Origin of the sequence: Cellvibrio sp. UBA7661, from assembly GCA_002483365.1 — a bacterium.
Classification (GTDB): domain Bacteria; phylum Pseudomonadota; class Gammaproteobacteria; order Pseudomonadales; family Cellvibrionaceae; genus Cellvibrio.
Window position 1 is genome coordinate 447,797 of record DLHT01000006.1, and the last position, 25,834, is coordinate 473,630.

Annotated in this window: 24 protein-coding genes; 5 read left to right on the forward strand and 19 right to left on the reverse strand. The window is 53.4% G+C overall.

Annotation, left to right across the window (positions count from 1 at the left end; all coding sequences use genetic code 11):
- Nucleotides 1-68: 68 nt before the first annotated feature.
- The 7 genes from B2739_RS06020 to B2739_RS06050 all read right to left on the reverse strand — a co-directional run bounded on the left by B2739_RS06020 (nucleotide 69) and on the right by B2739_RS06050 (nucleotide 8,621).
- Nucleotides 69-1,562, reverse strand: a complete 1,494-nt coding sequence (locus B2739_RS06020; protein ID WP_331344959.1) for an alkaline phosphatase PhoX — start codon at nucleotides 1,560-1,562, stop codon at nucleotides 69-71.
- A gap of 120 nt (nucleotides 1,563-1,682) precedes the next feature.
- On the reverse strand, nucleotides 1,683-2,489 hold the full coding sequence (locus B2739_RS06025) for a ZIP family zinc transporter (RefSeq protein WP_331344960.1): 807 nt from the start codon (nucleotides 2,487-2,489) through the stop codon (nucleotides 1,683-1,685).
- Nucleotides 2,490-2,492: 3 nt separating this feature from the next.
- Complete coding sequence (locus tag B2739_RS06030; RefSeq protein ID WP_331344961.1) at nucleotides 2,493-2,906, reverse strand: thioesterase family protein; 414 nt, start codon at nucleotides 2,904-2,906, stop codon at nucleotides 2,493-2,495.
- Between the two features lie 28 nt (nucleotides 2,907-2,934).
- Nucleotides 2,935-3,738, reverse strand: coding sequence for a hydratase (locus B2739_RS06035; protein WP_331344962.1), 804 nt, complete (start codon nucleotides 3,736-3,738; stop codon nucleotides 2,935-2,937).
- 150 nt (nucleotides 3,739-3,888) lie between these two features.
- Nucleotides 3,889-5,292 carry an HDOD domain-containing protein gene (locus tag B2739_RS06040; protein ID WP_331344963.1) on the reverse strand — a complete coding sequence of 468 codons (1,404 nt, stop codon included), beginning with the start codon at nucleotides 5,290-5,292 and terminating at the stop codon, nucleotides 3,889-3,891.
- A gap of 268 nt (nucleotides 5,293-5,560) precedes the next feature.
- Nucleotides 5,561-7,660, reverse strand: coding sequence for an ATP-dependent DNA helicase RecG (gene recG / locus B2739_RS06045; RefSeq protein ID WP_331345130.1), 2,100 nt, complete (start codon nucleotides 7,658-7,660; stop codon nucleotides 5,561-5,563).
- A gap of 31 nt (nucleotides 7,661-7,691) precedes the next feature.
- On the reverse strand, nucleotides 7,692-8,621 hold the full coding sequence (locus B2739_RS06050; protein WP_331344964.1) for a hydrogen peroxide-inducible genes activator: 930 nt from the start codon (nucleotides 8,619-8,621) through the stop codon (nucleotides 7,692-7,694).
- 66 nt (nucleotides 8,622-8,687) lie between these two features.
- Here B2739_RS06050 and B2739_RS06055 point away from each other — a divergent pair, with 66 nt between their 5' ends.
- Complete coding sequence (locus tag B2739_RS06055; protein ID WP_331344965.1) at nucleotides 8,688-9,575, forward strand: SDR family oxidoreductase; 888 nt, start codon at nucleotides 8,688-8,690, stop codon at nucleotides 9,573-9,575.
- Nucleotides 9,576-9,607: 32 nt separating this feature from the next.
- Here the strand turns inward: B2739_RS06055 and B2739_RS06060 are convergent, their stop codons facing one another.
- The 7 genes from B2739_RS06060 to ftsY all read right to left on the reverse strand — a co-directional run bounded on the left by B2739_RS06060 (nucleotide 9,608) and on the right by ftsY (nucleotide 15,932).
- Nucleotides 9,608-10,651, reverse strand: coding sequence for an OmpA family protein (locus tag B2739_RS06060; RefSeq protein WP_331344966.1), 1,044 nt, complete (start codon nucleotides 10,649-10,651; stop codon nucleotides 9,608-9,610).
- Between the two features lie 183 nt (nucleotides 10,652-10,834).
- Entirely contained in the window at nucleotides 10,835-11,581 is a 747-nt protein-coding gene (gene trmB / locus B2739_RS06065) for a tRNA (guanosine(46)-N7)-methyltransferase TrmB (protein ID WP_331344967.1), read from the reverse strand.
- Nucleotides 11,582-11,609: 28 nt separating this feature from the next.
- The gene (locus B2739_RS06070) at nucleotides 11,610-11,993 is read right to left on the reverse strand and encodes a DUF423 domain-containing protein (RefSeq protein ID WP_331344968.1); all 384 of its coding nucleotides are present in this window, start codon (nucleotides 11,991-11,993) and stop codon (nucleotides 11,610-11,612) included.
- A gap of 88 nt (nucleotides 11,994-12,081) precedes the next feature.
- Complete coding sequence (rpoH, locus tag B2739_RS06075) at nucleotides 12,082-12,942, reverse strand: RNA polymerase sigma factor RpoH (protein ID WP_331344969.1); 861 nt, start codon at nucleotides 12,940-12,942, stop codon at nucleotides 12,082-12,084.
- 118 nt (nucleotides 12,943-13,060) lie between these two features.
- Complete coding sequence (gene ftsX / locus B2739_RS06080; protein ID WP_331344970.1) at nucleotides 13,061-14,137, reverse strand: permease-like cell division protein FtsX; 1,077 nt, start codon at nucleotides 14,135-14,137, stop codon at nucleotides 13,061-13,063.
- Nucleotides 14,131-14,799 (reverse strand): cell division ATP-binding protein FtsE, encoded by a 669-nt coding sequence (gene ftsE / locus B2739_RS06085; protein WP_049631466.1) that lies wholly within the window; start codon nucleotides 14,797-14,799, stop codon nucleotides 14,131-14,133. Before ftsE ends, ftsX begins: the two co-directional genes overlap by 7 nt.
- 23 nt (nucleotides 14,800-14,822) lie before the next feature.
- Nucleotides 14,823-15,932 (reverse strand): signal recognition particle-docking protein FtsY, encoded by a 1,110-nt coding sequence (ftsY, locus tag B2739_RS06090; protein WP_331344971.1) that lies wholly within the window; start codon nucleotides 15,930-15,932, stop codon nucleotides 14,823-14,825.
- 117 nt (nucleotides 15,933-16,049) lie between these two features.
- On the opposite strand from ftsY, the gene rsmD reads away from it, so the two are divergent.
- Entirely contained in the window at nucleotides 16,050-16,664 is a 615-nt protein-coding gene (rsmD, locus tag B2739_RS06095) for a 16S rRNA (guanine(966)-N(2))-methyltransferase RsmD (RefSeq protein WP_331344972.1), read from the forward strand.
- Between the two features lie 101 nt (nucleotides 16,665-16,765).
- Complete coding sequence (gene coaD, locus B2739_RS06100) at nucleotides 16,766-17,245, forward strand: pantetheine-phosphate adenylyltransferase (RefSeq protein WP_331344973.1); 480 nt, start codon at nucleotides 16,766-16,768, stop codon at nucleotides 17,243-17,245.
- Nucleotides 17,246-17,251: 6 nt separating this feature from the next.
- Here coaD and mutM read toward each other — a convergent pair whose 3' ends face one another.
- Entirely contained in the window at nucleotides 17,252-18,064 is an 813-nt protein-coding gene (mutM, locus tag B2739_RS06105) for a bifunctional DNA-formamidopyrimidine glycosylase/DNA-(apurinic or apyrimidinic site) lyase (RefSeq protein WP_331344974.1), read from the reverse strand.
- Between the two features lie 330 nt (nucleotides 18,065-18,394).
- Here mutM and B2739_RS06110 point away from each other — a divergent pair, with 330 nt between their 5' ends.
- Nucleotides 18,395-19,033 (forward strand): PEP-CTERM sorting domain-containing protein, encoded by a 639-nt coding sequence (locus B2739_RS06110; RefSeq protein ID WP_331344975.1) that lies wholly within the window; start codon nucleotides 18,395-18,397, stop codon nucleotides 19,031-19,033.
- Between the two features lie 73 nt (nucleotides 19,034-19,106).
- On the opposite strand, the gene B2739_RS06115 is transcribed toward B2739_RS06110, so the two are convergent.
- The 4 genes from B2739_RS06115 to rpmB all read right to left on the reverse strand — a co-directional run bounded on the left by B2739_RS06115 (nucleotide 19,107) and on the right by rpmB (nucleotide 23,209).
- Complete coding sequence (locus B2739_RS06115) at nucleotides 19,107-20,510, reverse strand: HDOD domain-containing protein (RefSeq protein WP_331344976.1); 1,404 nt, start codon at nucleotides 20,508-20,510, stop codon at nucleotides 19,107-19,109.
- 164 nt (nucleotides 20,511-20,674) lie between these two features.
- Nucleotides 20,675-22,654 carry a cation:proton antiporter gene (locus B2739_RS06120; protein ID WP_331344977.1) on the reverse strand — a complete coding sequence of 660 codons (1,980 nt, stop codon included), beginning with the start codon at nucleotides 22,652-22,654 and terminating at the stop codon, nucleotides 20,675-20,677.
- A 147-nt stretch (nucleotides 22,655-22,801) separates the two neighbouring features.
- Nucleotides 22,802-22,957, reverse strand: a complete 156-nt coding sequence (gene rpmG, locus B2739_RS06125) for a 50S ribosomal protein L33 (RefSeq protein WP_007639321.1) — start codon at nucleotides 22,955-22,957, stop codon at nucleotides 22,802-22,804.
- A 15-nt stretch (nucleotides 22,958-22,972) separates the two neighbouring features.
- Nucleotides 22,973-23,209, reverse strand: a complete 237-nt coding sequence (rpmB, locus tag B2739_RS06130) for a 50S ribosomal protein L28 (protein WP_007639320.1) — start codon at nucleotides 23,207-23,209, stop codon at nucleotides 22,973-22,975.
- 505 nt (nucleotides 23,210-23,714) lie between these two features.
- Here rpmB and B2739_RS06135 point away from each other — a divergent pair.
- Nucleotides 23,715-25,796 carry a hypothetical protein gene (locus tag B2739_RS06135; protein WP_331344978.1) on the forward strand — a complete coding sequence of 694 codons (2,082 nt, stop codon included), beginning with the start codon at nucleotides 23,715-23,717 and terminating at the stop codon, nucleotides 25,794-25,796.
- Nucleotides 25,797-25,834 lie beyond the last annotated feature (38 nt).

A 25,834-nucleotide genomic window follows, 5' to 3' on the forward strand; every position in this document is an offset into this window, starting at 1 on the left:
AAACCCAAAGAAAAAACCATTAAAAACAGAAACTACCCGAAAATAAAAGCGCTTGGAGTAAACAAGCGCTAACTTACTTTATCCATACCCTTGGCCTGGTTGCGCAAATGCCCCCAGGGGCCGGTGATCGCCAAGGTCATTCCGGGGCGCTGGATATTCACAAACAAGGTTGTGCCATCGGGCGAAAAACAGGCGCCGCAAAACTCACCTTTCTCCGGATGCGCATTCATCGCCAGAGTGTAGATTTTCCCTTCAGGTGTAAGCCCGCGCAGATAGTTCACGGTATCGGGATTATCCGAATAGCTGTCTTCGCAAATAATCAAATCACCCCAGGGGGCGACGGCAATATTGTCGCAAGCCTGCAATACCGCGCGGTTATGGCTCTCGTACAACAGCTCCATAGTGCCCGGCTGCTCCGCTTCGCGCGCGGTGCCTTCGTAGGGGCTGGGCTGGTAGCGCCAGACCTGGCCGATACGATTGGGGCCGCCACCGGTTGCCGCGAACAGGACTTCGCGGGTGTTATCGTCGCGCAGCGCAAAGGCCAATCCTTCACCGCGGGCGAAAATCGCAGCGCCTTTGGCTTCACCTCGCTTGCTAAGATCGCCATCGGGCGAGGTCACTTCTTCAAGGTCGATCCACTCGCACTCAAAACGCTGGTTGATGGCCACCGATTGTGCATGCTTATCGGTGGAATCTTCCGGCCAATTGCGCGTATTGGCTTTCGGCCAGCCGCGAATCGCCAGGGCTTGCAAGCGCCCCCCCTGCACCAGTTTGCCGGGCACATTAGGCAGGAAGCGATAGAACAGACCGCGCTCATAATCCTCTGATAGATAAACAATGCCGCTGGTGCTATCGACCGCCGCCGCCTCGTGCATAAACCGCCCCATGTCCTTCAGCGGTACGGCATCGACCAGCCCCTTGCTGAGCGATGGCACTTCAAATACGTAGCCGTGTTCACGGCCATAGCCTTGCAGTTTACCCACCAGTGATTCTTCGCAGGTGAGCCAACTGCCCCAAGGCGTTGCTCCGCCCGCACAGTTGCGCGCGGTTCCAATCAGGCTGAGATGACTGCGCTCTACGCGGCCGCTGCGATGGTCAAATAACAAGGTGCTGGTGCCGCCATTTACGGGGCGCATGGTCAGCAAGTGGTTGTCGTAGGCCTTGTCGCCCACATGTTTGCGCGCCAATTTTCGATCGCCACCGAAGGGGTCGATCTCATCAGAACTGGATGCCAACTCATGGTTGCGCACCAAAATGCACTGGCTGGGGTTGCCCGGCACCGGAAAGGCCGCCATGCCATCAGGTGCGCTGGGCGTAATCAACCCATCGCTCATGCGGTCGCCGGTGCGGGAAATGACGCGATAACTGAAATGGCGCGGTAAATTAAGGATGCCTGCAGGATCCAGCAATAACTGGCCAACCTTGTCGATGCCGTACACCGGATCCTGCGCATAGACCTGTGCCTGCAACTGCAAACTGCGCAGCCCCCCAAGCGCCACAGCGGTAGCGGCGGCGTTTTTCAGAAAATGACGACGACTCAATTGGCCAATCTTTAAAGACATAAAAAAATCCTTGGGTTTAACATAATAGAAAACACCACTAGCGAGTACCTTTTTGCGCTGATCGGATTACCGTTTGATGACAGCGCTGCAGAACCCATGAGCTGATTTGCCTTATACGCGTTACACTTCCAGTGCCTGCAACGCTATAGCAACGACAAATCCGAGCGCAGCGACCAAACCCGACATTTCATGAGTCTCGGCAAAGGCTTCGGGAATCATCGTCTCCACTACCATCGCAAAAATCCCACCGGCGGCGATACAACTAATCAGGGCTTTGACATGCTCCGGTGCCGATCCAAAAAACAGTGCGCCGATAACGGCAAAACACCCCGACAGCAATGCAATCCCACCCCAGAGCCGCAAAATAAACCCGCCGCTACGCCCAGCCTGACGCATGCCCGCCGTACTGGAAAGCGCCTCTGGGATGTTCGATATAAAAATAGCAGTAATAGTGACAATGCTGAGCTTACCACCGCTGGCGACCAATAAGCCTATGGCGATAGATTCGGGAATACCATCAAGCAAGGTGCCCGCGGCAATCGCTACGCCTCCATTTGGGGAGACATTAGTTGGAGAAACATGATTTGCGGAAGCATGGTTTGGGAAGGTGTTGTCCGACTGTTTGTGCAAATGCTGCCCGCGCGAGCGTTTGCGGTGTTTTGCCGGGTGATTGAGTGAGCGGTTAATCAGGGAAAATACCAATGCGCCCCCCATAAAACCGGCGATTATCCACACCGGGCTGGCCTGCCCCACTGCATCTGCCACCAGCTCAAAGCTCAACGCTGACAGCAAGATTCCACTGCCAAACGCCATGACGTAAGCGACCGTTTTGGCAGAAAACCGGATAAACCAACCGAACAACGCCCCCAGCATCAGGGCGCTGGCGGCAGCGAATCCCCAAAAACCGGCCTCCAGCCACACCGGCATGGCTTAGCCCACAAACCAAGCGCGTACCGGGTCTGGCAGCGGTACGGATTTACCGTCCAGTGCACTAACCCAGACCACTTTGGAATAGCCTTCAGCTGCCGGTACATCCGGCTGGGAGGCGGTATACACCTTGTAGGTCACCATAAAGCTGGAGCGGCCGGGCTCGGAGATATACACATCGATACGCAGGGTTTCCGGATGGAAAATCGGCCGCAGAAAAGTACACCCAATAGTGACAACGACGGGGTGGGTATCGCTTTTGAGTGGTATCCCTTTATCCAACATCCACTGGAAGCGCGCCTCCTCAAAATAGCGGAAATAAAGGGTATTGTTCACATGCCCGTAGGCATCCATATCGCCCCAGCGCACAGGAATTTCGCAGCTGAAGAAGGGTTGGGATGGGGATGTATCGCTCATAAAAACTCCTGTTTCATCGACCTTTTTATCAAACGGCCTGTTTGGCACTGAAACTGACGTGCATACTACCCAATCCAGCATAGTCGATCTGTACATCAGTGTTGAGCGGCACCTCTATCACACCGGCATAAGAGCCGGTGATGACCGCCTGCCCCGCAACTATGCCCTGCCCCCGGCTGCGCAAGAATTCCGCCAGCCAGTAAAGTGGCGCACGCGGATGGGTATTCGGGTGCTGCCCCTGACGCTCAATCACCTCGCCATTGGCACAGGTCATGGTGATAGTAAAACTGCTCGCCGCGCGCGCTTGCGCTGAATCCACTTGCGGGCCAATAAACAGCCCCTGATTGACCAGGCCATCGGCCAGCATTTCAGGGAACTCACAACTGGCTGGATCGGCGTAGCGGCTATTGATCAACTCCAATGCCATATGGGTTCTGGCAATCGCTGCATCGACCTCATCCGGCGTGTAGGGTTCGGCGCGCGGAGGTAAATCCTGCCCAAAGAAAAATGCCAATTCCGGTTCGATACGCGCACGCTCACCTTCCGCAGTGGTTTTTGCCCACAGGGATACCGGAGGCACCGAATCGATGGTGCGGGTAAAAATCGATCCGACAATCACTTTGTCATCGGCCGGTGGCTGCAGGCACTTCCAACCGCCAATACTGTCATCCATCAGTTCACACCAGCGCCCTGCTACTGCTGCTTGGACAGCCAATGCCTGCTCGATGTTCTGCGGGCGGCAGGTTTCAGGCAAACGCCCGGCCTGAATACCCTTGATGCGGCGTTCTACGAGTATTGCAGCCGCTTCGGCGGCAGGAAAATCATGGGTCATAACAAACCTGTAGTAGATAACGTAATGGGTTAAACCTGTTTGCCGCGAGCGGAAACAATACCGTCGCAACCATCAATTGGCAGCGCCAAAAAACACAAAACCCCTTGGAAGGGGTTTTGCTTTACATCGACATTAGCAATGCCGAGCCTATCAATGATGAGGTGAAAGCTCGTGGGCGATATGCTTGAGGTCATCGCCCGATTCAATGATGTTAGCCACGGTGGTGTAGGCCTTTTCCGGATCCAGATGCAGGTCTTCAAACACTTGTGGCGGAATAGCTTGTTTGGGGCCACGGCCAATGTTGTGCTGGTACAACAAGCGCTGGGCGACATAAATCAGTTTGGCGTAAGCCGCATATTCACCCTGATAATGCGGATTGTTCTGGTGGCGCAAACCAACCACAACCTCTTCCGGCATCGACCAGAGAGACATAAGCGCAGAACCCAATTGCTCACGGGTCACGCCCAGTAAATGGCGCTCAACGGCCTGATGGTCAACATGCGGATTGGTGTCAGCCAATTCGCAATAATTGTGGAAATACGGAGGAAATACTTCAGCCAGGATCAAATAGCCAAAGTTGTGCAGCAGGCCGCACAAATAAGCCATACCAAAGCTGGGGCGATGGTCGCGTGGAATCGCGGTTACCAATCCCTCAATGGTCGCCGCCATGTAGACCGCTTGCTGCCAGTAAGGCAAAGCCCCGTGCGGACCCTCTTTGGGAATGGTCATGGCTTTGCCAAGTGACAAACCCAGTGCGAGGTTGAGCACCATATCAAAACCAAGTACGCGGACAATGGCATCGTGGATGGATTTGATTTTGCCCGGCGCAGAGTAGTAAGGCGATGCCGCCCAGCTCACGACTTGTGCAGCAAGGCTTGGATCGGTTTCTACAATTTGCGCAAGATCGCTGATATCCGCATTGGGGTTTACCCGCAGCTTGATAATGCGCTGCGCGGTATCCGATAACGGTGGTAATTCAAGGGTTTCTTCAAGGCGCTGCTTCACGCGCAATTGGGTAAAGTTGCGCACCGCGCCGAGGATCTGTTCGGTATCGCTGGTGCTGGTATCGTCCACTTCCAGTGGCTCAAGTGGCACAGCGATATCGCAAATGGTGGCGTCATCCATTATTTGCTGGAATTCTTCGCGGCTGAAACGCAGCAACTGCTGCTCATCGCCTGAATCTGCCAGCAATTCGGGACGCTCGATCAGACTGCGGTCAATCAATGTCAGCAAACCGGCCAATTTGGGTAGCGCCGGAATAGACTGCAAATTATGGGATACACAAAACTTATGGATATCTTCCGGTTTCGCTGCATGCAGTTCGCGCCCTAACTGGCGGTTGACTGCCTTGAGATCCAGCAGGCGGTCAGCGGCATAAATCACCTGCACACGCCCTTTCCCGTCTTGCAAAATAACCGATTTGGCTGCGCTCATAGTACGTAGATGCTGGTCATGCCAACGGGCTCTTTCATTCTCAGACACTGGCACTTCAGATACCTGATAGTGCACATTTTGTTTGTTGAGTAATGATTGAACGCTGGTAGGGACTGGCACGGCCTACTCCTCTTAATGAATCCAAGTGGTTGATGTACATAGTGTTACATAGCTTTTGGGCGATTACGACCAATGTGTGCACAAGGATTGGCACTTACCATATAGTCATTTCGAACAATTACCAAAAGTTGCCGTTTTGTTTAGGGTATCTGACCAAGCATAGTCCAAATTTACCACTACACGGGGCAATCAACGGGAAGATAGCATCCCTCTGCACAAAAAATCGAACAGTTCGCATATTGGGATGAAATAGCCGCCAAAATCGACATTAAACCTGCAAATAACGCTGATTCTGGCCGAGCCAGCGCTGCACTATGTGCTCGCATTCGCGCGGGTAATCGCTCATTAGCAGCAAGGCTGCGTCTTTCACAGCGGGGAGCAAATGGCTGTCGCGCTGTAAATCGGCAATGCGGAACTGCATTTCGCCGGTTTGGCGTGTGCCCAGCACTTCACCTGGGCCGCGCAACAGCAAATCCTGTTCGGCGATATAAAAGCCGTCGCTACTTTCACGCATCACCCGCAAACGCTCGCGCCCGTTCTGCGACAGTGGCGAGCCATACAACAGCACGCAATGACTTGCGGCCGAACCGCGCCCGACACGGCCGCGCAATTGGTGCAATTGCGCAAGCCCAAGCCGCTCGGGGTTTTCGATAATCATCAAGCTGGCGTTTGGCACATCCACCCCCACTTCAATCACGGTAGTCGCCACCAGCAGATCCAGCTCATGGGCTTTGAATGCCGCCATCACCGCTTCTTTTTCTGCGGGTTTCAAACGCCCGTGAATAAGGCCGATACGCAGTTGCGGAAGGCTTTCAGCAAGCTGTGTAGCGGTCACTTCGGCAGCCTGCGCTTCCAGCGCCTCGGACTCCTCAATAAGGGTGCACACCCAATAAGCCTGCCGCCCTTGTGCACATGCAAGGCGCACCCGTTCCACCACCTCTTCACGCCGGTTATCGCTGATAACAACGGTGGTGACGGGTGTGCGGCCGGGGGGTAATTCATCGATCACGGAATAATCCAGATCCGCATAAGCACTCATCGCGAGTGTGCGCGGAATAGGTGTGGCGGTCATAATCAATTGATGTGGGCGGCAGATACCGGATTGCGCAACATCGCCGTCAATTGTGCCTTTTTCAGAGAGTGTTAGCCGCTGATGGACACCAAATCGATGCTGTTCATCAATCACGATCAGCCCAAGGCGGGCAAAATCTACCGCCTCCTGAAACAGGGCATGGGTTCCAACGACTACCTGCGCTTCGCCGCTGGCGATAGCCGCCAACTGCGTGCGCCGCTCCACCGCTTTCAATTTGCCGGTCAACCAGCCAACACGGATGCCCAGTGGTTCCAGCCATTTGCCAAAATTCAGCCGATGCTGCTCGGCCAGAATCTCGGTCGGCGCCATGATCGCCGCCTGCACCCCGCTTGATACAGCCGCGAGTGCCGCAAGTGCCGCCACCACGGTTTTGCCGGAGCCAACATCGCCCTGTACCAGGCGCAGCATCGGGATAGGCTTGGCCAGATCCGCCGCAATCTCATCCACCACCCGGCGCTGGGCGCGCGTCAACTCAAACCCCACGCGCGTCATAAACTGCGCTTGTAATGCAGCGTTGATATTAAGGCGATGTGCGCCATCGGATTGGGTTTCACGGCGCAACAGCAGCAAGCTGAGGTGATGCGCAAGCAGTTCTTCAAATACCAATCGCTGTTGGTAAGGATGCTCGCCATCCATCAGCTGTTGGATATTCGCGTTGGTAGGGGGCTGGTGCAGATAACGCAGTGCTTCAGCCAGGCTCACCTGATTCAACTGGCGCCGTACCGCAGCCGGCAGCAATTCATTCAAGACGTATTGATCGAGCAGCTTGAGCGCCTGCGCCGCCAGCGAACGCAGGCGCGGCTGGGTCAGACCTTCAGTGGTAGGGTAAACAGGGGTGAGCGATTGCGCCAACGGCAGGGGAGCAGCAGTATCCAGCTCGTCGTATTCGGGGTGATACATTTCCAGCCCCGAGGCTCCGCGGCGGGTCTCGCCAAAAATCCGCAGGCGCGTACCATTAGCCAAACGCTGCTTCTGTGCATTGTTAAAGTGATAAAACCGCAGGGTTATTGTGCCAGTGCCATCCTGAACCTTGCACACCAGACTGCGACGCTTGCCGAACACTATGTCGCAAGCGCGCACTTCGGCTTCAATCACTGCATTTACATTGGGCTGCAAAGCCCCGATTGGCGTAATGCGAGTGCGATCCATATAGCGCAAAGGCAAATGCAGCAGCACATCCTGCACACTAAAAAGACCGATCTTCGCCAATTTTGCCGATAAACTGGTTCCAACCCCTTTAATTGCAGTAACGGGCAATTGGTCGAGCGCAACCATATTAGCAGGCGATTTCACAATAGCAGTGGCGTTAGTTACCTTGCTCTACCGGAGCTACGCGGCAAGCTTTGATCGCTGTGCGCAGCGCGTCTATCGCCTTATGGCGCGGAAAGCTGGCGCGCCAGGCGAGCGCAACCGTACGGCTGGGTGATGGTTCGGTGAACGGACGGGTGACCAATACATCGGAGCTGTACAGTGAGCTTTCAGCGGCCGATGCAGGCAGTATCGTGAGCCCCAGGCCCGAGGCCACCATGTGGCGCAAGGTTTCCAATGAACTACCCTCGGCAGCGGTGCGCACATTGTTCGCTGTTTCTTCACCGTGGTGTTGCAGGTTCGGGCAGGTAGTCAGCACCTGATCGCGGAAGCAATGCCCCTCACCCAACAGTAACAATTGCTGGGTATTGAGATCGGCCGGGTCTATCGCCTCTTTGCTCGCCAAGGGGTGCTCCTTGGGCAGCAGCACGACGAAGGGCTCGTCATAAAGTGCCTGGGTGACCACATCCGGCTCAACAAACGGCAATGCAATAATGATCACATCCAGTTCACCATTGCGCAGCTTCTTACGCAGGTTGTGCGTATAACCTTCCTCCACATACAACGGCATCTTGCTCGCCAGTTGTTGTAAATGCGGGATAAATTTGGGCAGCAGGTAGGGGCCAATGGTGAAAATCGCCCCCACTGATAGCGGGCTGCTGAGCTGATCTTTACCGGCATCGGCCAAATCTTTGATCGCTGCGGTTTGTTCCAATACCAAATTGGCCTGAGCGACAATCTGCTCGCCCAGCGGCGTAGGCTGCACGCGGGATTTGGTGCGCTCAAACAGCGCCACGCCCAATTCGTCCTCCAGCTTTTTAACGGCGATACTCAAAGTCGGCTGGCTCACGTAGCAACGGTCTGCCGCGCGGCCAAAATGCTGTTCTTGTGCGAGGGTGACTATGTAACGCAGTTCGGTCAGGGTCATAATGCAACTCCACTGGCTGGCAAAATATGAATAGCCTAAAACTATCAGATTAACGACATTTATCAAATGACAATTAATGAATCTTCACCGGAAAAGTGCCTGATTATCGGCTGCGGCGATATTGGCCAGCGTATCGCCCGGCAATTAGCGCCCTTGGGCTATCAGGTAACAGGTCTGCGCCGCTCCCCCACTGCTGACCTGCCCTATCTGCACTACCGGCAGGGCGATGTCGGCAACCCGGAACAACTCCACCCTCTGTTAGCGGAAGGGTTTGATGTGATCGTCATCAGCATGACACCGGACGAACGCAGCGATGCCGGTTATCAACGCGCTTATGTCGATACCTGCCAAAACCTCGTGAATGGACTGCAACAACCAAGATCGCAACAGAAGCCACGCCTGATCCTGTTTGTCTCCAGCAGTGCGGTGTATGCACAACAAGACGGCAATTGGGTCGATGAATCATCGCCTTGTGAGCCAGACAGTTTCAGCGGCAAACGCCTGCTGGAAGCAGAGGCGGTGATTGCCCATAGCGGCTTTGCACACACGATTGTCCGCTGTAGCGGTATCTACGGCCCAGGCCGCAACCGGCTGATCGAACAAGTACTGCGCAAGCGCGCATCGGCCAGCCCACATTTCACCAACCGCATCCATGCTGAGGATTGCGCCGGATTTATGGTGCACCTTATCGAGCAAGCCAAGCACAGCACCATCGAACCGATTTATATCGCCACCGACTCCTGCCCAACACCGATGGTTGAGGTAGTAAGTTGGATTGTCGGAGAATTGGGAATTGCAGATTTTCTGTGCGCCGATGCGGTGAATGAGCGCGGTAACAAACGGCTTAGCAACCGGTTGATGCTGGCAACAGGCTACAGACTTGGTTACGAGGACTTCCGGCAGGGTTACGGCGAAATGCTGGAGGGATTCAAGGCAATAAAAAACCCGGCATAAAGCCGGGTTTTTCACTTCCAAACGCCGCAGGATTAGTTGCGGGTTTCGGTAGTAGTCACTTTGGTCGATACATTGCCAACCACGCGACGGTTTTTCTCGCGACCTTCTGCAGTAGTGTTATCTGCAGTAGGTTTGGCTTCACCGTAACCAATCGCATTCACGCGATCAGCAGTGATACCGTACTTGGTGATCAACGCCGCTTTAACAGAGTCAGCACGGCTTTGTGACAACTTCTGGTTGTACGCGTCTGAACCCTGGCTGTCAGTGTGGCCTTCTACAGTCACGATGGTGTCAGCGTATTGATCCATGAAGCGCGCCAGATTAGCAACTTCGCCTTCAAACTCAGGCTTGATAATCGCTTTAGCGGTATCGAAAGTGATGTTCAACTCAATCGATACGGTTTCAGTCAACTTCAGTGAACAGCCTACTTCGTCTACTTTGTGCGTTTTTGGAGTGTCTGGACACTGGTCTTTTGAATCCAATACACCGTCGCCATCGCTGTCTTTTTCTGGTTCAGCAGCAACAGGAGCTGCTTTTACCGGAGCAGCAGTTTTACCGAACAGATAGCTGATACCCGCGTTCAGAGCCAGATCGGTGTACTCGTTATCCAGACTGTTGAATGCGCGCACGTCAGTGCGGAATTCCCAGTTACCACCCAGATCGCGTTTTACACCAGCACCCAGGTTCAACAGGGTATCGCGTGCATCTTCTGAAACGCCCGCCACACTCAGCTCGCGCTTTTGGTCACCTACACCAAAGGCAACATAAGGACGCCACAGGCTTTCAGTGTTGATGTGATACAGCGCATCCAAACGATACTGGGTGCCATCTACACTGAAACCACCCGCTTCGGTTTCGGTGTCGTACTGGCTGGCAACGGCATCCAGGGTCCAGTTTTCATTCAATACATAGCCAAACCCCAAGCCCCAAGTAGTGGCATCGTTGATAGGGTCTTCAAAGAAAGTACGACCCATGTCGGCATGGATTTCAAATTTGTGCGTGTCGGCATAAGCGCCGGCAGATACAGCAGCGATTGCTGCGGAAAGTGCTAATACGTGTGTGTTTTTCATAGCCATTCGATCTCCGTAGAATATAGCGAGGTTCCCAAAGACAATCTGATTCCCTCGATTGGTTAGACATAAAGCGTTTTAAAACTTGTGGCATCTCAAAGAGGATGCTCAAGCTGATTGTCTCCAAAAGTCCCTTTCATGATTATTTTCAGCTGGTTACATTAGCAAATTAAAGCCTTTTATGCCAATTTACGATGTTTTTTTGAACAATAAGTCCCAAACTCCGTGACCCAAACGCTCCCCCCGTTTTTCAAATTTGGTAATGGGGCGGTAATCCGGGCGAGGTGCATAGCCGGTTTCACTGAAATCCGTTGCAAAACCTGGCGCAGCATTCATCACCTCCAACATATGCTCGGCATAGGCTTGCCAATCTGTCGCCATGTGAAATACACCACCGGTCGCCAGTTTGGGGCGCAGCTTTTGCACAAACGCAGGCTGGAGGATACGGCGCTTGTGATGCTTCTTTTTATGCCATGGATCGGGAAAATACAGCTGTAGCCGATCAATACTGCCATCGGGGATACAATCTTCCAGAACATCCATAGCATCCGCCATGTATACCCGAAGATTGCTTAACCCTTCCTGACCGGCGACATTAATCAATCGCCCAACACCGGGTGGATGCACCTCAATCCCGATGAAGTTTTTATCCGGCTCATTGCGCGCCATCTCCAACAGCGAATCGCCCATACCAAAGCCAATCTCAAGCACCAGGGGCGCTTTACGGCCAAAGACTTGCTCGGGATCAATAGAGCCTTTGAACAAACTCAGGCCGAATATTGGCCACCAGGTATCGAACGCATTTTTCTGGCCAACGGTTATACGGCCTGCGCGGATCACAAAGCTGCGGATGGATTTGGGCTTAAACTCAGGTTTGATTAAAAACCCTTCTTCGCCCGATTCCAGATCAGGCGTCAACTCAGGTAATTCAGACATAAAAGCTACAGTTATGGAGTAAAAGGAATCAGTCGGCCGGACGAACACGCCATGCGGCAAACATCAGCGATAACCAGCCGAACAAAAAACAAAGACCACCCAAAGGTGTAATTGGCCCCAACCAGCTTGGAGCACCCAACGCCAGTGCGTAGAGGCTGCCACTGAATAAAAGGTTGCCCAGTATAAAGGCTAGACCCGCTGCTTTTAACCCTGATGTTGCAGGTTTGTGGTGTAGCCAAAGAGCGACCAGCAACAGCGCCAAGGCGTGGTACATCTGATATTGCACACCGGTTTTCACTACGTCTATCGCTCTGGACGACAAGACTTGCTGAAGTCCATGGGCAGCAAAAGCACCTATAACTACTGCGAAAAAGCCGCTAATAGCGGCGATTATCAGAAAAAATCGCGCCATATGACACCTTAAAATGATGTTTTATAAATCGGCAGATAATAAAAAAGCCGCGCTAGGCGCGGCTTTTCGGGATGTATAGCTGTTAGGATCAGGCTTCCATCATCATGGTTTTGACTTTGTTCATGGCATTTTTTTCCAGCTGGCGGATACGCTCGGCAGAAACACCATACTCAGCTGCCAAATCGTGCAGAGTCGCTTTGTCGTCGTTTAACCAGCGGCGCTGCAAAATAACACGGCTGCGGTCATCCAGTTTTTCCAACGCCTTTTCCAAACTGTTGACGTTGGATTCTTCCCAGTTGGACTCTTCCAAGCGCACGGCAGGATCGTAACGGCTATCTTCAAGGTAGTGCGCAGGCGCTACATAGCCATCATCTTCGTCATCTTCACCGGCATCAAAACCAGCGTCGTAAGAGGCCAAACGGCCTTCCATTTCACGCACTTGTTTGACGTCTACACCCAAATCCGCCGCAACAGCCTGAGCTTCGTCGTTACTCAACCATGCCAGACGCTTTTTGGCGCCGCGCAAGTTAAAAAACAACTTACGTTGGGCTTTAGTAGTGGCGATTTTGACGATACGCCAGTTTTTCAGGATGAACTCATGAATTTCAGCTTTGATCCAGTGCACCGCGAAAGACACCAGACGGACGCCTTTATCGGGATCAAAACGTTTGACCGCTTTCATCAAACCAACGTTACCTTCCTGTACCAGATCGCCCAATGGCAAACCATAGCCATTGTAAGAACGGGCGATATGCACCACAAAGCGCAAATGCGCCATAACCAACTTGCGGGCGGCATCAAGGTTACCGTTGTTGACCAGATCGCGTGCCAGTTCCTGCTCTTCTTCGACACTGAGGACAGAAAAACTACTGACCGCCTGAACATAGGCATTCAGGTTTGCGCCGGGGGCGAGAATGCCTATAGGCTGCAGACTTGTGCTTGTGCTCATGTTTACCTCCACATTCGATATGACCCGAGTCTATCATCGAGTATTGGTTGCGCCAATAGCGCAAAAGTTCACTTTACGTGGATATTGCGCCGCTAATCAGCGCTATAAAAATAATCAATCACCGGGGCTGTATTTGGTACAGATGGCGCGCCACTGCAATCCATGCCCCTAGCAACCCCGTTAATCCTGCCACCAGCACCAATTGCAAACTCTCTATTAAGCCTAGGCCGTGCAAACGAAAGCTGCTTTGATACAGATCAGCAAGCTGCGCAACAGGCGCATATAACCACCAAAAACCAGCAGCCAACAAGAGCGACGCCACTATGCCTCCGCCCACCCCAAACCACAGGCCGGTATATAGGAACGGACGACGGACATAGGCATCGGTTCCGCCTACCAGCTTCACCACTAGAATCTCATCGCGGCGCGCTTCGATTGCCATGCGAATGGTATTGCCAATCACCAACAAGACCCCCAACACCAACAATCCCGCCAACGCCATCACAAAACGTTCAGCCACTGCGATGAATTGGTGAAGGCGCTTGACCCACAGCATATCCAGACGGACATCGGCCACCAGAGACTCAGCAATCAACGCCTGTTGCAGCGAGGTCAGAGCATCCGGTGTATTGCCACCAATTTTAGGTTTGATCAGGATCACCGCGGGCAAAGGATTTTCATCAAGGTGGCTGGCAAGCTCGCCCAAACCCGAGCCTTGCTTGAATTCTTCCAGAGCCTGCTCGGGCGATACATAGGTCGCGAGTGCAACATCCGGCCGCTGCGCCCAGCGCGTGCGCAGATCCTGCGCCTGAACGGCTGTCGACTCTTTCTTCAGGAACACCGATATCTGGCTGGAGTCCTGCCATGTATGGCCAATTTGCTGCACATTGCTAAACACCACAAATAATGCCGCCGGCAGGGCGATCGCAATTGCAATCACGAGCCAGGTCATTGCGCTTTGCAGGGGCGTTTCAAGCATACGCAACAGACTTTCAATCGCCGAGCTGCTGTGGTGTGCATACCAGGCATCAAACTTGTCACGCCACGACATCTGGCTCTGCACTGCACCCTGCGGACGCGCAGGCTCTGCACGTGGCACTTCACGGCGCACACGGTCAGGACGCGCCGTAGCACCATTGCTCCCCATACGGTTAGGACGGCGCTCGGGCCTTGAACGATTCGGACCACTCACCATAGCACCCCGTCATGTACCAATTTGCCCTGCACCAAACCCAGTACGCGTTTGTTCATGCGCCTGAGCAATTCCACATCGTGGGTAGCGATCATCACTGTCGTGCCCACCTCATTAAATTGGCGGAACAGCGTCATGATTTCGTTGGATAACTCCGGATCCAGGTTACCTGTAGGCTCATCCGCCAATAACAGGGTCGGCTTGTTCACTACCGCACGGGCAATGCCGACCCGCTGCTGTTCACCGCCGGATAGTACCACCGGGTTTGAGCGCTCTTTATCGAGCAGGTCAACCTTATCCAAGGCCGCGCGCACGCGCTTACCGATCTCCTGATGCGGATAACCCGCAACTTGCAATGGCAATGCGACGTTGTCGTACACAGTGCGATCAAATAACAATTGGTGATTTTGGAAAACCACGCCGATGTTGCGGCGGAAATAAGGCAACTGGCTTTTGGGCAAACGCGCCAGATGATGGCCATCGACATACACATTGCCGTTGGAAGGCTGCTCCATGAGCATAATCAGCTTCATCAGGGTGCTTTTACCCGCCCCCGAGTGCCCGGTAAGAAAGAGCATTTCCCCGGCCTGCACTTCAAAATCCACACGCGCCAGCGCTTCGTAGCCGGTGTCGTATCGCTTGCTTACGGTTTCAAATCGAATCACAACAAACCCTGTTCTTTAAAAGATTAAGATGCGTCAGTCTGATTAAAAAGCGCTTTGATAAAAGGCTCGGCTGCAAACGGTTGCAGATCATCAATCGCCTCTCCTACACCGATAAACCTCACCGGCAGCGCAAACTTTTTACTCAGCGCAAAAATCACCCCGCCCTTGGCCGTACCATCCAGCTTGGTTAGCACCAAACCGGTAACGCCTGCTGCATCAAGGAACTGTTCAGCCTGATTGACCGCATTCTGACCAGTACCGGCATCCAACACCAGCAACACCTCATGAGGCGCTGAACCGTCGATTTTGGCCATCACGCGCTTGACCTTCGACAACTCATCCATCAAATGGTTTTTATTGTGCAATCTGCCTGCAGTATCGGCGATGATCACATCAATTCCACGCGCTTTAGCGGCATTCAATGCGTCATAAATAACCGAGGCAGAATCTGCACCTGTGTGCTGGGCGATGACCGGCACATTGTTGCGCTCACCCCAGACTTGCAACTGTTCGACCGCTGCCGCACGGAAAGTATCCCCCGCCGCCAGCATGACTTTCTTGCCTTCGTTTTGCAGGCGCTTGGCCAATTTGCCGATAGTGGTGGTCTTGCCCACGCCATTCACCCCCACCACCAAAATGACATAGGGCTGTTTACTGCTATCGATCACCAGCGGCTGTTCAACCGGACGCAACACGTCCGTCAGTTGGTCGCGCAGCGCCTTATAAAGTGCATCGACATCATTGAGTTGCTTGCGCGCTACGCGGGCGGTGAGGCTATCGATAATTTCACTGGTCGCTTCCATTCCCACATCGGCGATGAGCAACTGGGTTTCCAGTTCCTCAAACAGATCTTCATCAATGGTTTTGCGGCCCAGAAAGAGATTGCCCAAGCCCTCGGCAAAATGGCTACTGGTGCGGCTAAGCCCCTGCTTGATGCGGGCAAAAAAACCCAATTTGGCAGGCTTTTCAGCCGGTACCGGTGCAGGCTCCGGCTCCGCCTGTGCAGGCGCAGGTGCTGGCGCAGCCTCAACAATCGTCGCAGGTGCCTCTTCTGCAACTGGCGCTAGCGGCTCAGCCGGAGTTTCTTTGGTGGTATCGGGCTTATCGGATTTTTTAAACAGATTGAAAAACATAGTCGTGTCTTGGATATGAACTGAAGACTGAAATGAGGGGCGCAGACAGGATTGTGATTCTGCAAACGCAACAAAGCCGCTATCCTACCACTTCTGATCCGCTGATAGAGAAATGCCTTGTCCAAACCTGTCGCAAAAACAACCAACCGCAAGCCTGCGGGCAGCAACCAACTGCGCATCATTGGTGGCTTATGGCGCGGGCGCAAGCTCAGCTTTCCCGATGTTGACGGGCTGCGCCCGACCGGAGACCGCATCCGCGAAACCCTGTTTAACTGGCTGGCGCCGGATATTCAGGGCGCGCGCTGCCTGGATTTGTTTGCCGGCTCAGGAGCTTTGGGCCTGGAAGCGCTATCACGTGGGGCAGGATCCAGTCTGATGCTGGAGAAAAATGCACTTGCCGCGCAGCATCTCAGAAACCACCTACAGCTGCTAAATGCCAGTAACGGACAGGTCGAGCATACAGACAGCCTTCAATGGCTCACGCGACAACAAGCCCCTCACCCATTCGATATTATTTTCATCGACCCTCCCTTTAGCCTCAATTTGTGGGAGGCGATGGCCAGTACCCTGGAAAGCGGTGGATGGCTGGCAGATGAAGCAATTATCTACCTTGAAGCACCGCGCGACGCGCGACTCCAACTGCCTGTCAGTTGGCAATTGCATCGCGACAAGCACGCCGGTCAGGTCAGCTACCGCCTGTATCATCGCCATACAGTATCCGACAACGGCTAAGCCAAATACCAACTACACTAGATGGTGCATTTGCTGGCGAGCCAGCAGTGAATTTTGTACCATGCGCCCCCCGCCGGACGGCATCCCAACGGAATAATCCTATGCGCACAGTGGTCTACCCTGGCACTTTCGACCCCATCACCAACGGCCATATTGATCTGGTGGAACGCGCTTGTCGCCTGTTCGATAAAGTGATCGTGGCAGTTGCTGCCAGCAATCGCAAAAATCCGCTATTTACATTGGATGAGCGCGTCGCACTGGCGCAAGAAACACTTGCACACCTGCCCAACGTCAGCGTGTGCGGGTTCGATATTTTGCTGGTGGAATTTGTGCGACAACAGAATGCCCAGGCGGTATTGCGCGGCTTACGTGCGGTGTCGGATTTTGAATATGAATTCCAGTTGGCCAATATGAACCGCGCGCTGGCTCCCAGCATGGAAAGTATCTTTCTCACACCGGCAGAACACCTTTCTTATATTTCGTCGTCAATCGTGCGTGAAATCGCCTTTTTGGGCGGCGATGTCAGCAAGTTCGTGGCAGGTCCGGTCGAAGCGGCACTGCAGCGCAAGTTTGGCCGGTAACACCGCCTATTTCTGACAATCCACGCAATAGACAGTGGTGCGGTCATTCATCCGCACCTCTTTCAAGGCTTTTTTGCAGCGTGTACAAGGCTCACCACCACGGCCATATACCAATAACTGTTGCTGGAAATAACCGGGCTTGCCGTCGCCTCCGACAAAATCGCGCAATGTTGTCCCACCCTGGTCGATCGACCGCTGTAAGACAAATTTGATGTCACGTACCAGATCTTCGCAATTTTTACGCGTAAGCGAGCCCGCTTTACGGATAGGTTTGATGCCCGCCATAAACAGCGATTCATTGGCGTAGATATTCCCCACTCCCACCACGATTTTGCTATCCATGATGAATTGCTTGATCGCCTGGGTTCGCTTGCGGCTACGCAGGTACAGGTAGTCCGCTGAAAAAGTATCCGTTAATGGCTCCGGCCCCAGATCTGTCAGTAATTTATGCGTTGAAGGATCACCTTCTACCCACAATAAGCAGCCAAAACGACGCGGATCGGCGTAGCGCAGGGCAATTTTGCCAAACACCATATCAAAGTGGTCATGGAACAGAGGCGGCTCATCTGCGTTGACGATACGCAAACTGCCCGACATCCCCAAATGAACCAGCGCATGACCATTGCCAAAATCCAGCAATAAATACTTGCCGCGCCTGTGCGCAGAAAGCAGCCGCCGATTGCGGAGCAACTCTGCCAGATTATCCGGAATTGGCCAGCGCAGGCGCGGCTGGCGAATGACAATCTCTGTCACTTTGTGCCCGACAAGGTGGGGTGCTATACCGCGCAGGGTAGTTTCAACTTCGGGTAACTCGGGCATCTCAATTCCTGATCTTCATCGCCAAAAGCGCCATGCTATAGGTTGGATAGAACAAAATCATGCTGGTGTGGCGCAATTTTCATCAAACACAGCGTAAATGTTATTAGCTTGGCGTGGAAAACTACACAGTGTCGCCTAGAATCTCATATGTGATTCGCATCACACTTTATTGAGAACCAGTTCGCAACATCAAGCGGATTTGGCGCGCAAGTTGCTGAGTGGAGATGCTGGCAAAACCCAGAGGTAGCGGGTCCAAGCCACAACCGGTGTACGGAGACCGATGGCAGTCCAATCTGCCGGGGTTCAATTATCTTCTGGAGCATTCATTTGATGAAAAAACTGTTTTTGCTGTTTTCTTTACTTGTCGCAGCCAGCGCTGTGCAAGCGCTACCGATTGTTTCACTGTCCAACGCGGGTGATGTGACCACGTCAGTCACTGGCGCAACGACGATCGACTTCAACACTGGTTGCGACTACTCGACCTGCAGCGGCGATTTTGCGCTGGTCAATGGCAGCCAGAGCGGACGCTACGCCCAACCATTTGGGGTTAACTCACAATACCTGAGTGTGCCTAATCCATCGCCTACTACCCAGCGCGCCAGCTTTACCCTGGGCACGACCGCGGATTACTTCGGGCTCTTTTGGGGTTCAATTGATAGCTACAACTTCATTCGTTTTTATCTGGACAACACCCTTGTCGCCAGCTATTCCGGTAGCGACATTGTTGGCAAGTTCGCCGATGGCAACCAGTTGAGCCTTAACTCAAACCGCTACATCAATTTCACTTTTTCGGGCGAGAGTTTTGACCGCGTAGATTTGGTGAGCAATGGTTTTGCCTTTGAAAGCGATAACCACGCGTTCAAAACGCTGGTGTCTGTGACTGAACCCAGTACAGTTTTGTTACTGCTGATGGGTTTGACCGGATTATTTTTCGCACGTCGCCAGGTGCGCAGCAGCTGCCGCTATTAAGTGCGCCCAATAAAAAAACCGCCGGCGGAACAATTCCCCGGCGGTTTTTTATTGGTATTCGCAATACAGACCACTAATGACTGGCTGCACTGAAACGCATCATCAAATTCAGCTGGTTCACAATCAATTGGAACTCTTCAAACTGGCGCGCACTGAATGTGCCCGCTTCTGCATCGGCATAAGCTAACGCCATCAAACGCTTATTTAATAACAGTGGCGCAAGAAAAATAGCGCCGGTCGCCCCCATCACCTGCAGGGCACCTAAATCTTTGATCGCCACCTCCGGCCGATACCACAGCGGCTGCTGGCTGCGCAAAAACTCATGCAGCAACTCACCTTTGCGCAATTGCTCAACATTAATTTTGACTTTCTGCCGCCACAAATGCGTTCCTTTGCCTGCCACATAGCGCACATCCAGCGTTTTGCTTTTATGGTCCACCACCAAAATGGCGATGCGCGCAATACTCGCACCTTCATGTAGGGCAGCGAGCGATAGTTGGGTGATCTGCGGCAGGTTTTCTCCTGCCAGCATGGCTTTATGGATCTGGTTAAGTTGCTGCTGGAAAAAATAGTCAGGCTTTTCTGCCCGCTCTTCTTTTTCTTCGATCATCGCCGGATCAGGCAGCGCACTGATAAGCACATCGATGCCGTAAATTTTGGCGATTACCGATGCCTCATCCGCCATCATCAGGATTTGTTTTTTGGCCGCGTCTTGCGAAATTTTGCACAGGCTGGCGGTCTGCTGGGCGAGCTTTTGCATCTCTGTACTTTTCATGCCGCGCTCGATGTAAATACTGATCTGGCTACCCAGATTGACAGCCCGCGCGGCCGGACTGGAATGCACGTGATTCTCACAGGCCTCGCTCAACAGATCGCCCAGCGTCCAGTCTTTAATCAGTTGGCGCGACAGCAAACTGGTATCCACTCCCAGATATTCAATCGCCAGGCTGTGTTCTGACTGAGGCTCTTGATCGCGCGCTTCGATAAAGTCTTCGACTACTTTGCGCCCGGTTGAGATCAACGCTAATTCACTGATATTACGCAGCAATGCAGCAATAAATACCTGCTCTTTTTTGTCGCCATCCAAAAACGGCACCATCGCCTTGGCCTGCACTGCGGCGTGAAAAGAGCGCGCCAGACTTTTAATCAGCTGCTGCTTGGGTTTGCCTTGCAGGAAATTTTCGATCAGTGTCGTGGCAAGGGTGATGTTACGAAGATTGTCAAAACCCAGATGGACAATCGCGCGCGATACCGTCTTGATCGACGCAAATGATGGGTTGTAGTGCACCGAATTGGCGATTTTTAATACTTTTGACGTGAGATCGGCATCGCGCAGGATAATTTTGGTGAGATCCTCCGCCCGGCAGCGTTCATTTTCACTCAACTCGCAAATTTCACGCACCACGGCATTTAAGGTGGGCAACTCCTGCTCAGCGAGGGTATCCATCCACTCTTGCAACCCACGGGGACTCGTCATACTGGCACCGATGTAATCTCTCAATCAACGTAGTTATGCTGTGTTGAGTGTAGTTCAGCGCCGCCCTTGCGCTGCCCGGTACCGTAATTTCTTTGCAACTATTTCTTTCGGGGCATAACGCCCCTATCCAATTGCAGGATCACCATCAAATCGCAAAGCTCCTATCAAATCGCAGGATTGATGAGCGCGAGCCTTTCCGCCTGCTGTAAGTGCTCGATATTGCCGTAAACCACCAGCACATCCCCCGCTTGCAACAGGGTAGATGGCGCGGGCGACGGCTGGCGCACACCTTGGCGCACCAAAGCTGTCACCGCCAAAGAGGGCAGATCCAGCTCCGCCAACCTGTGGCCAATCACCGGACTGGCGTCGGGGATCACCAGAGAGCGCAAGCGCTTGGCATCGCGCTCTTCCGGCTTTTCGCTCAGCTCATCGCCGCGAAAGAACTCGCGCATCAGGCTGTAGCGACCACTGCGCTGTAACTGGATACGCTGGGCAACACGGGATTGGGGGACATCCAACAGCAACAAAACTTGCGAGGCAATCATCAGCCCCGCCTCCAGCGTCTCCGGCACCACCTCCAGTGCACCTGCCGCTTGCAACTCTTCCACCCGGCTTTCATCGCGGGTGCGCACCATCACTGGCAGAACGGGGCGAGCCTTGTGCAGATAGGCAAGCATTTTGAGTGCAGCATTCACATCGTCGTGGCTAATCACCACCAAGCGCGCACGTTCCAGCCCCAGTGCTTCCAGAATGTCGCGCTGGGTGGCATCACCGTAATAAACCGGCTCGCCGGCACGATGCGCCTCGCGTACCCGCTGCGGGTCGAGATCCAGCGCAATAAACGGGATTTTCTCCTCCGCCAGAAAGCGCGCCACACTCTGGCCGATACGGCCATAACCGCAAATAATCACGTGTTTGTGCAAACCGGCCACCGCGTCGGGGTTTAACGCGAGGGTATCCAATTCCGGCGGCTGCTCGCTGGTGCGGCGAGTCAGGGCTTGGGCGATACGCTGGTTGTAGCGAATCACAAAAGGCCCGGCGATCATCGCAAACAGTACCGCCGTCAGCACAATCTGGCTCAAATGGTTGTCAATCACCCCGGCACCCAGTGCGATGGCCAAAAGTGCCAAGCCAAACTCGCCGCCCACCGACAGCAGTAATCCGGTGCGCCAGGCGGTGAGCGGATCCACCCCGCTGCGCTTGACCATCAAGTACACCAGCAGGGTTTTGCTGACAATCAATACCAGTGCCCCAAGCAGTGCCCAATGCCAAATTCCGGGCAATACACCGGGGTCAACCAACATGCCGATACCGACAAAAAACAGCCCCAGCAGCACATCGCGGAAGGGGCGAATAGTGGATTCCACCTGATGGCGAAACTCGGTTTCACCTAACATCATGCCCGCCAAAAACGCACCAAACGCCAGCGACAAGCCGAGGCTGTAAGTCGTCCAGGCGGCCAGTAACGCCACCAGCAGCACGGTGAGGGTAAACACTTCCGCCGAGCGCTGCTCCGCCACCAGATGAAACACCGGCCGCAACAACCAGCGCCCTGCCACAAAGACCAGAACAAACGCGAGCACTGCTTTGGCAAGCGCCCAACCCAGTGTGCCCAACAATAGATCTGCGCCTGCCGCGACACCCAGCACCGGGATGATCACGATAAACGGCACGGCAGTGACATCCTGAAACACCGACATCGCCAACCCCAGACGCCCGTGGCGACTGTTTTCCTCGCCCTGCTCCGCCAGCTGCTTGCCAATAATCGTGGTAGAGGATTGGGCAAATACCGCGCCGATCACAAACGCAACCGCCGGCGCAAACCCCGCCAACCACGCGAGCCCGGCCACCACCAGCGTAGTAAAAACCACCTGCCCCGTCCCCAAACCCAGTACCTGATGGCGCAGGGCGTGCAGCTGCGGTAGGGAAAAATTCAGCCCGATGGTAAAGAGCAGGAAGACAATGCCGAATTCCGCCAGAGCGGTCATCTGCGGCAAATCAATCACCGGCCCCACCGTATGAGGGCCAAGCAGCAAACCCACCAGCAAATAGCCGAGGCTGGAGGGAATCCGCAACCGCTGGAAGATCACCACTACAACCACTGCCAGCGCCAAGAGCAGCAAAATTTGCGCAAATAACCCCACGGGCTTATCTCCAATCTCTGTAAAAACGTGAATTTGGCAAAAAGTGCACTTGGGAAAAGTACACCTCAGAGCAATCCGATAAATCATAGGCAATAAAAAACCCGGCGCTGGTTAACCAAGGCCGGGTTTTTAAAGCAGATCAAGTAATTACTTGATTTTGCCTTCTTTGTAGACCACGTGCTTGCGCACAACTGGGTCAAACTTTTTGATTTCCATCTTTTCTGGCATGGTGCGCTTGTTCTTGTCAGTGGTGTAGAAGTGACCAGTACCAGCAGAAGAGTTCAGACGAATTTTTTCGCGCATGACGAATGCTCCTAATTACACTTTGTGGCCGTTGGCACGAACATCAGCCAACACAGCGTCAATGCCGCGCTTGTCGATGATACGCATACCTTTTGGAGTCAGACGCAGAGTCACGAAACGCTTCTCAGCTTCTACCCAAAAACGGTGAGATTGCAGGTTTGGCAAAAAACGACGCTTGGTGTGGTTTTTTGCGTGGGAAACATTGTTGCCGGTAATAGGACGTTTACCAGTAACTTGACATACCTTGGACATTTTATTGCCTCATTAAAAATTCAGCGCGCTAAGCTGGACGCTGTGTTAGAACCGTAAAACAGACTAACAACCAGCCTAGAGCATTGTTGTAAGCAGCCTATTCTTTCCTAAACGCGGGTTAAATCAGGATCGGAGCAGCAAATTCCAGAGGGGAATTCGCGCTGAAATGACGCTCTTTTAATACGTCTTCACAACCCTGCCGCAAAGAGCCGCGTTTTATACCAAAACAGCCCCGCAATAGCAACGAGAAGCTGATTTTTTAGCCAAAAAAACTCTGGATCTCCGCCAAACCAGATCCTGAAGCCAAACATAGCTAAAACCGCTTGGAGCTGAAATCCACACCAATCTCTTTTTATTGGCGCTTTCCGCATTGACGGGAGCTCAGATTATTTTTGTAAAGAAGGGTGAATAAAAACCACCCATTATCAAGATATTAATATTGTATGACATGATCGCTCGCGCGAGTCATTCCACAATAATTCCACCTGATAACATGGAGTTGAAGATGTCACATAATAATGATCTGAACATAAGCCGCCGCAAACTGCTGACGGGATCGGCAACTATCGCAACAGCAGCCTGGATTGCACCGACGTTTGCAGCTAATCCCGGTATTCGCTCTGTCATTTACACCCAAAACGCTCGTCCTTCTATTTCACCCATGATCTATGGCGGGTTTATCGAGCACATCGGTAATTTGATAAACCACAGCCTGTGGAGTGAAACCCTGGATGACCGGAAATTCTACTTTGGCGTTCTGGAAAAACCCGAACCCGAGCCAACTGACAGGCGCGCCAGAATGGCCGCTATGCAAAAGTGGCTCGCCCTTGGGCCGATATCCGCCATTAGTCTGGATACCCAAAATGCCTATGTTGGCGCGCACAGCCCGGTAGTTACACTGGATGGCGAGCAAGAGCGAGGCATAGTACAGCAGCGCGTGGCGATAAAATCCGGCGTTCCTTACAAAGGTCGTATCGTATTGCGCGGCACCGCTGCCAAAGTGACAGTGAGATTGAGCTGGGGCGATGGTCGGTCGGTTGCACAAAAAATTTCAACCACCAAAAAGTGGAAAACCCATCACTTCACACTCAATCCCGATGTTGATACCACCGAAGCCCGCTTTGAGATTGTTGCCAGCGGTAAAGGCAATTTCTCGGTAGGTGCGGTGTCTTTGATGCCGGGTGACAACGTCAGGGGTTTCCGCGCCGATACCCTGGCACTCATGAAAGAAATGAACTGCCAGATCCTGCGGATGCCAGGCGGCAACTTTATTTCCGCACATGACTGGGAAGACTCCATTGGCGATCCCGACAAGCGTCCGCCAATCCTCGATCCGGTATGGAGCGCAGTGCAACCTAACGACGTGGGTGTGGATGAACTGATCCAGTTCTGTGAATTAATCGAGTGCGAACCCTTCTGGTGTGTTAACACCGGCTTTGGCGATCCACGCTCCGGCGCGCAACTGCTGGAATATGTAAACGGCAGTGCCGATACCGAGTGGGGCGCCAAACGCGCGGCCAATGGTCGCAAACAACCTTATGGCGTTAAGTACTGGGCGGTGGGCAACGAAATGTACGGCCACTGGCAGCGCGGCCACATGTCGCGCGATCATTACACCGTGAAGCACAATATGTTTGTTGACGCGATGCGCAAGGTTGACCCGAGCATTTACATCGTTGCACCGGGTGGTTTTGTCGATGAGATGACCACCGGCCAGGGTATTTTTATCGAAGGCCAACCAGAAGTGAAAGTGGGCTCCGAGCGCGATTGGGCCTACGGTATGTTTAAAGACAGCTGGGGCAAGTTTGATGCATTGGGAACCCACGCCTACCCGCCCGCCAATAAGCGCTTTGATCTTAAAACCGGCAAGTTGTTTGATGTCGAGTTAACGCTGAATGAATGGGTGCACCAAATGCCCGACCGCATCCGCACGATGGTGGACGCCTGGGAACAGTACAAACAGCACTTCCCCAAGCTCAACGATGGCCAGGTGAAAGTCTATTTCGATGAATGGGCATTCGGTTTTGAGGATAACCTGAAAGGTGCTTTGGCGATTAGCGCGGCTTTCCATGAGTTTTTCCATCACACCGACTTCATCGATATGGCCGGTTTCACCATGGCGACCGGTTGGCTCAACTTTAACCGCACCCAATCGCAGCTGAGCCTCAAAGGTCGCATGTTCCAGTTCTACCAGCAGCGCTTTGGCACCATTCCAGTTGAAGTTACCGGCAACTCGCCTACACCAAAACCCAAGTATCCGATTGGTGGCGACCAACCGAGCGTCAACACCGGTGGTGATACCTACCCGCTGGATATCTCTGCCGCACTCAGTGAAGATGGAAAAATCCTGACCGTGGCGGTGCTCAACGGCACAGAGTTACCGCACAGTTTCACGCTGTCGCTGGATGGCTTCAAACCCAAAAGCCTTGGGCGCTGCTGGAAATTCACCGGCCCAAATAAAGATGCCACAAATCTTTTGGGGCAAGCGCCGCAGGTGGATATCAAAGAGTCTGCGTTTGATACCACATCCGGCTCATTGTCGATTGCACCTATCAGCGTAGAAATTTACCACTTCGAACGGGTTTAATGCCCATGGTCGCATCACCTGTCCACCATTGGACAGGT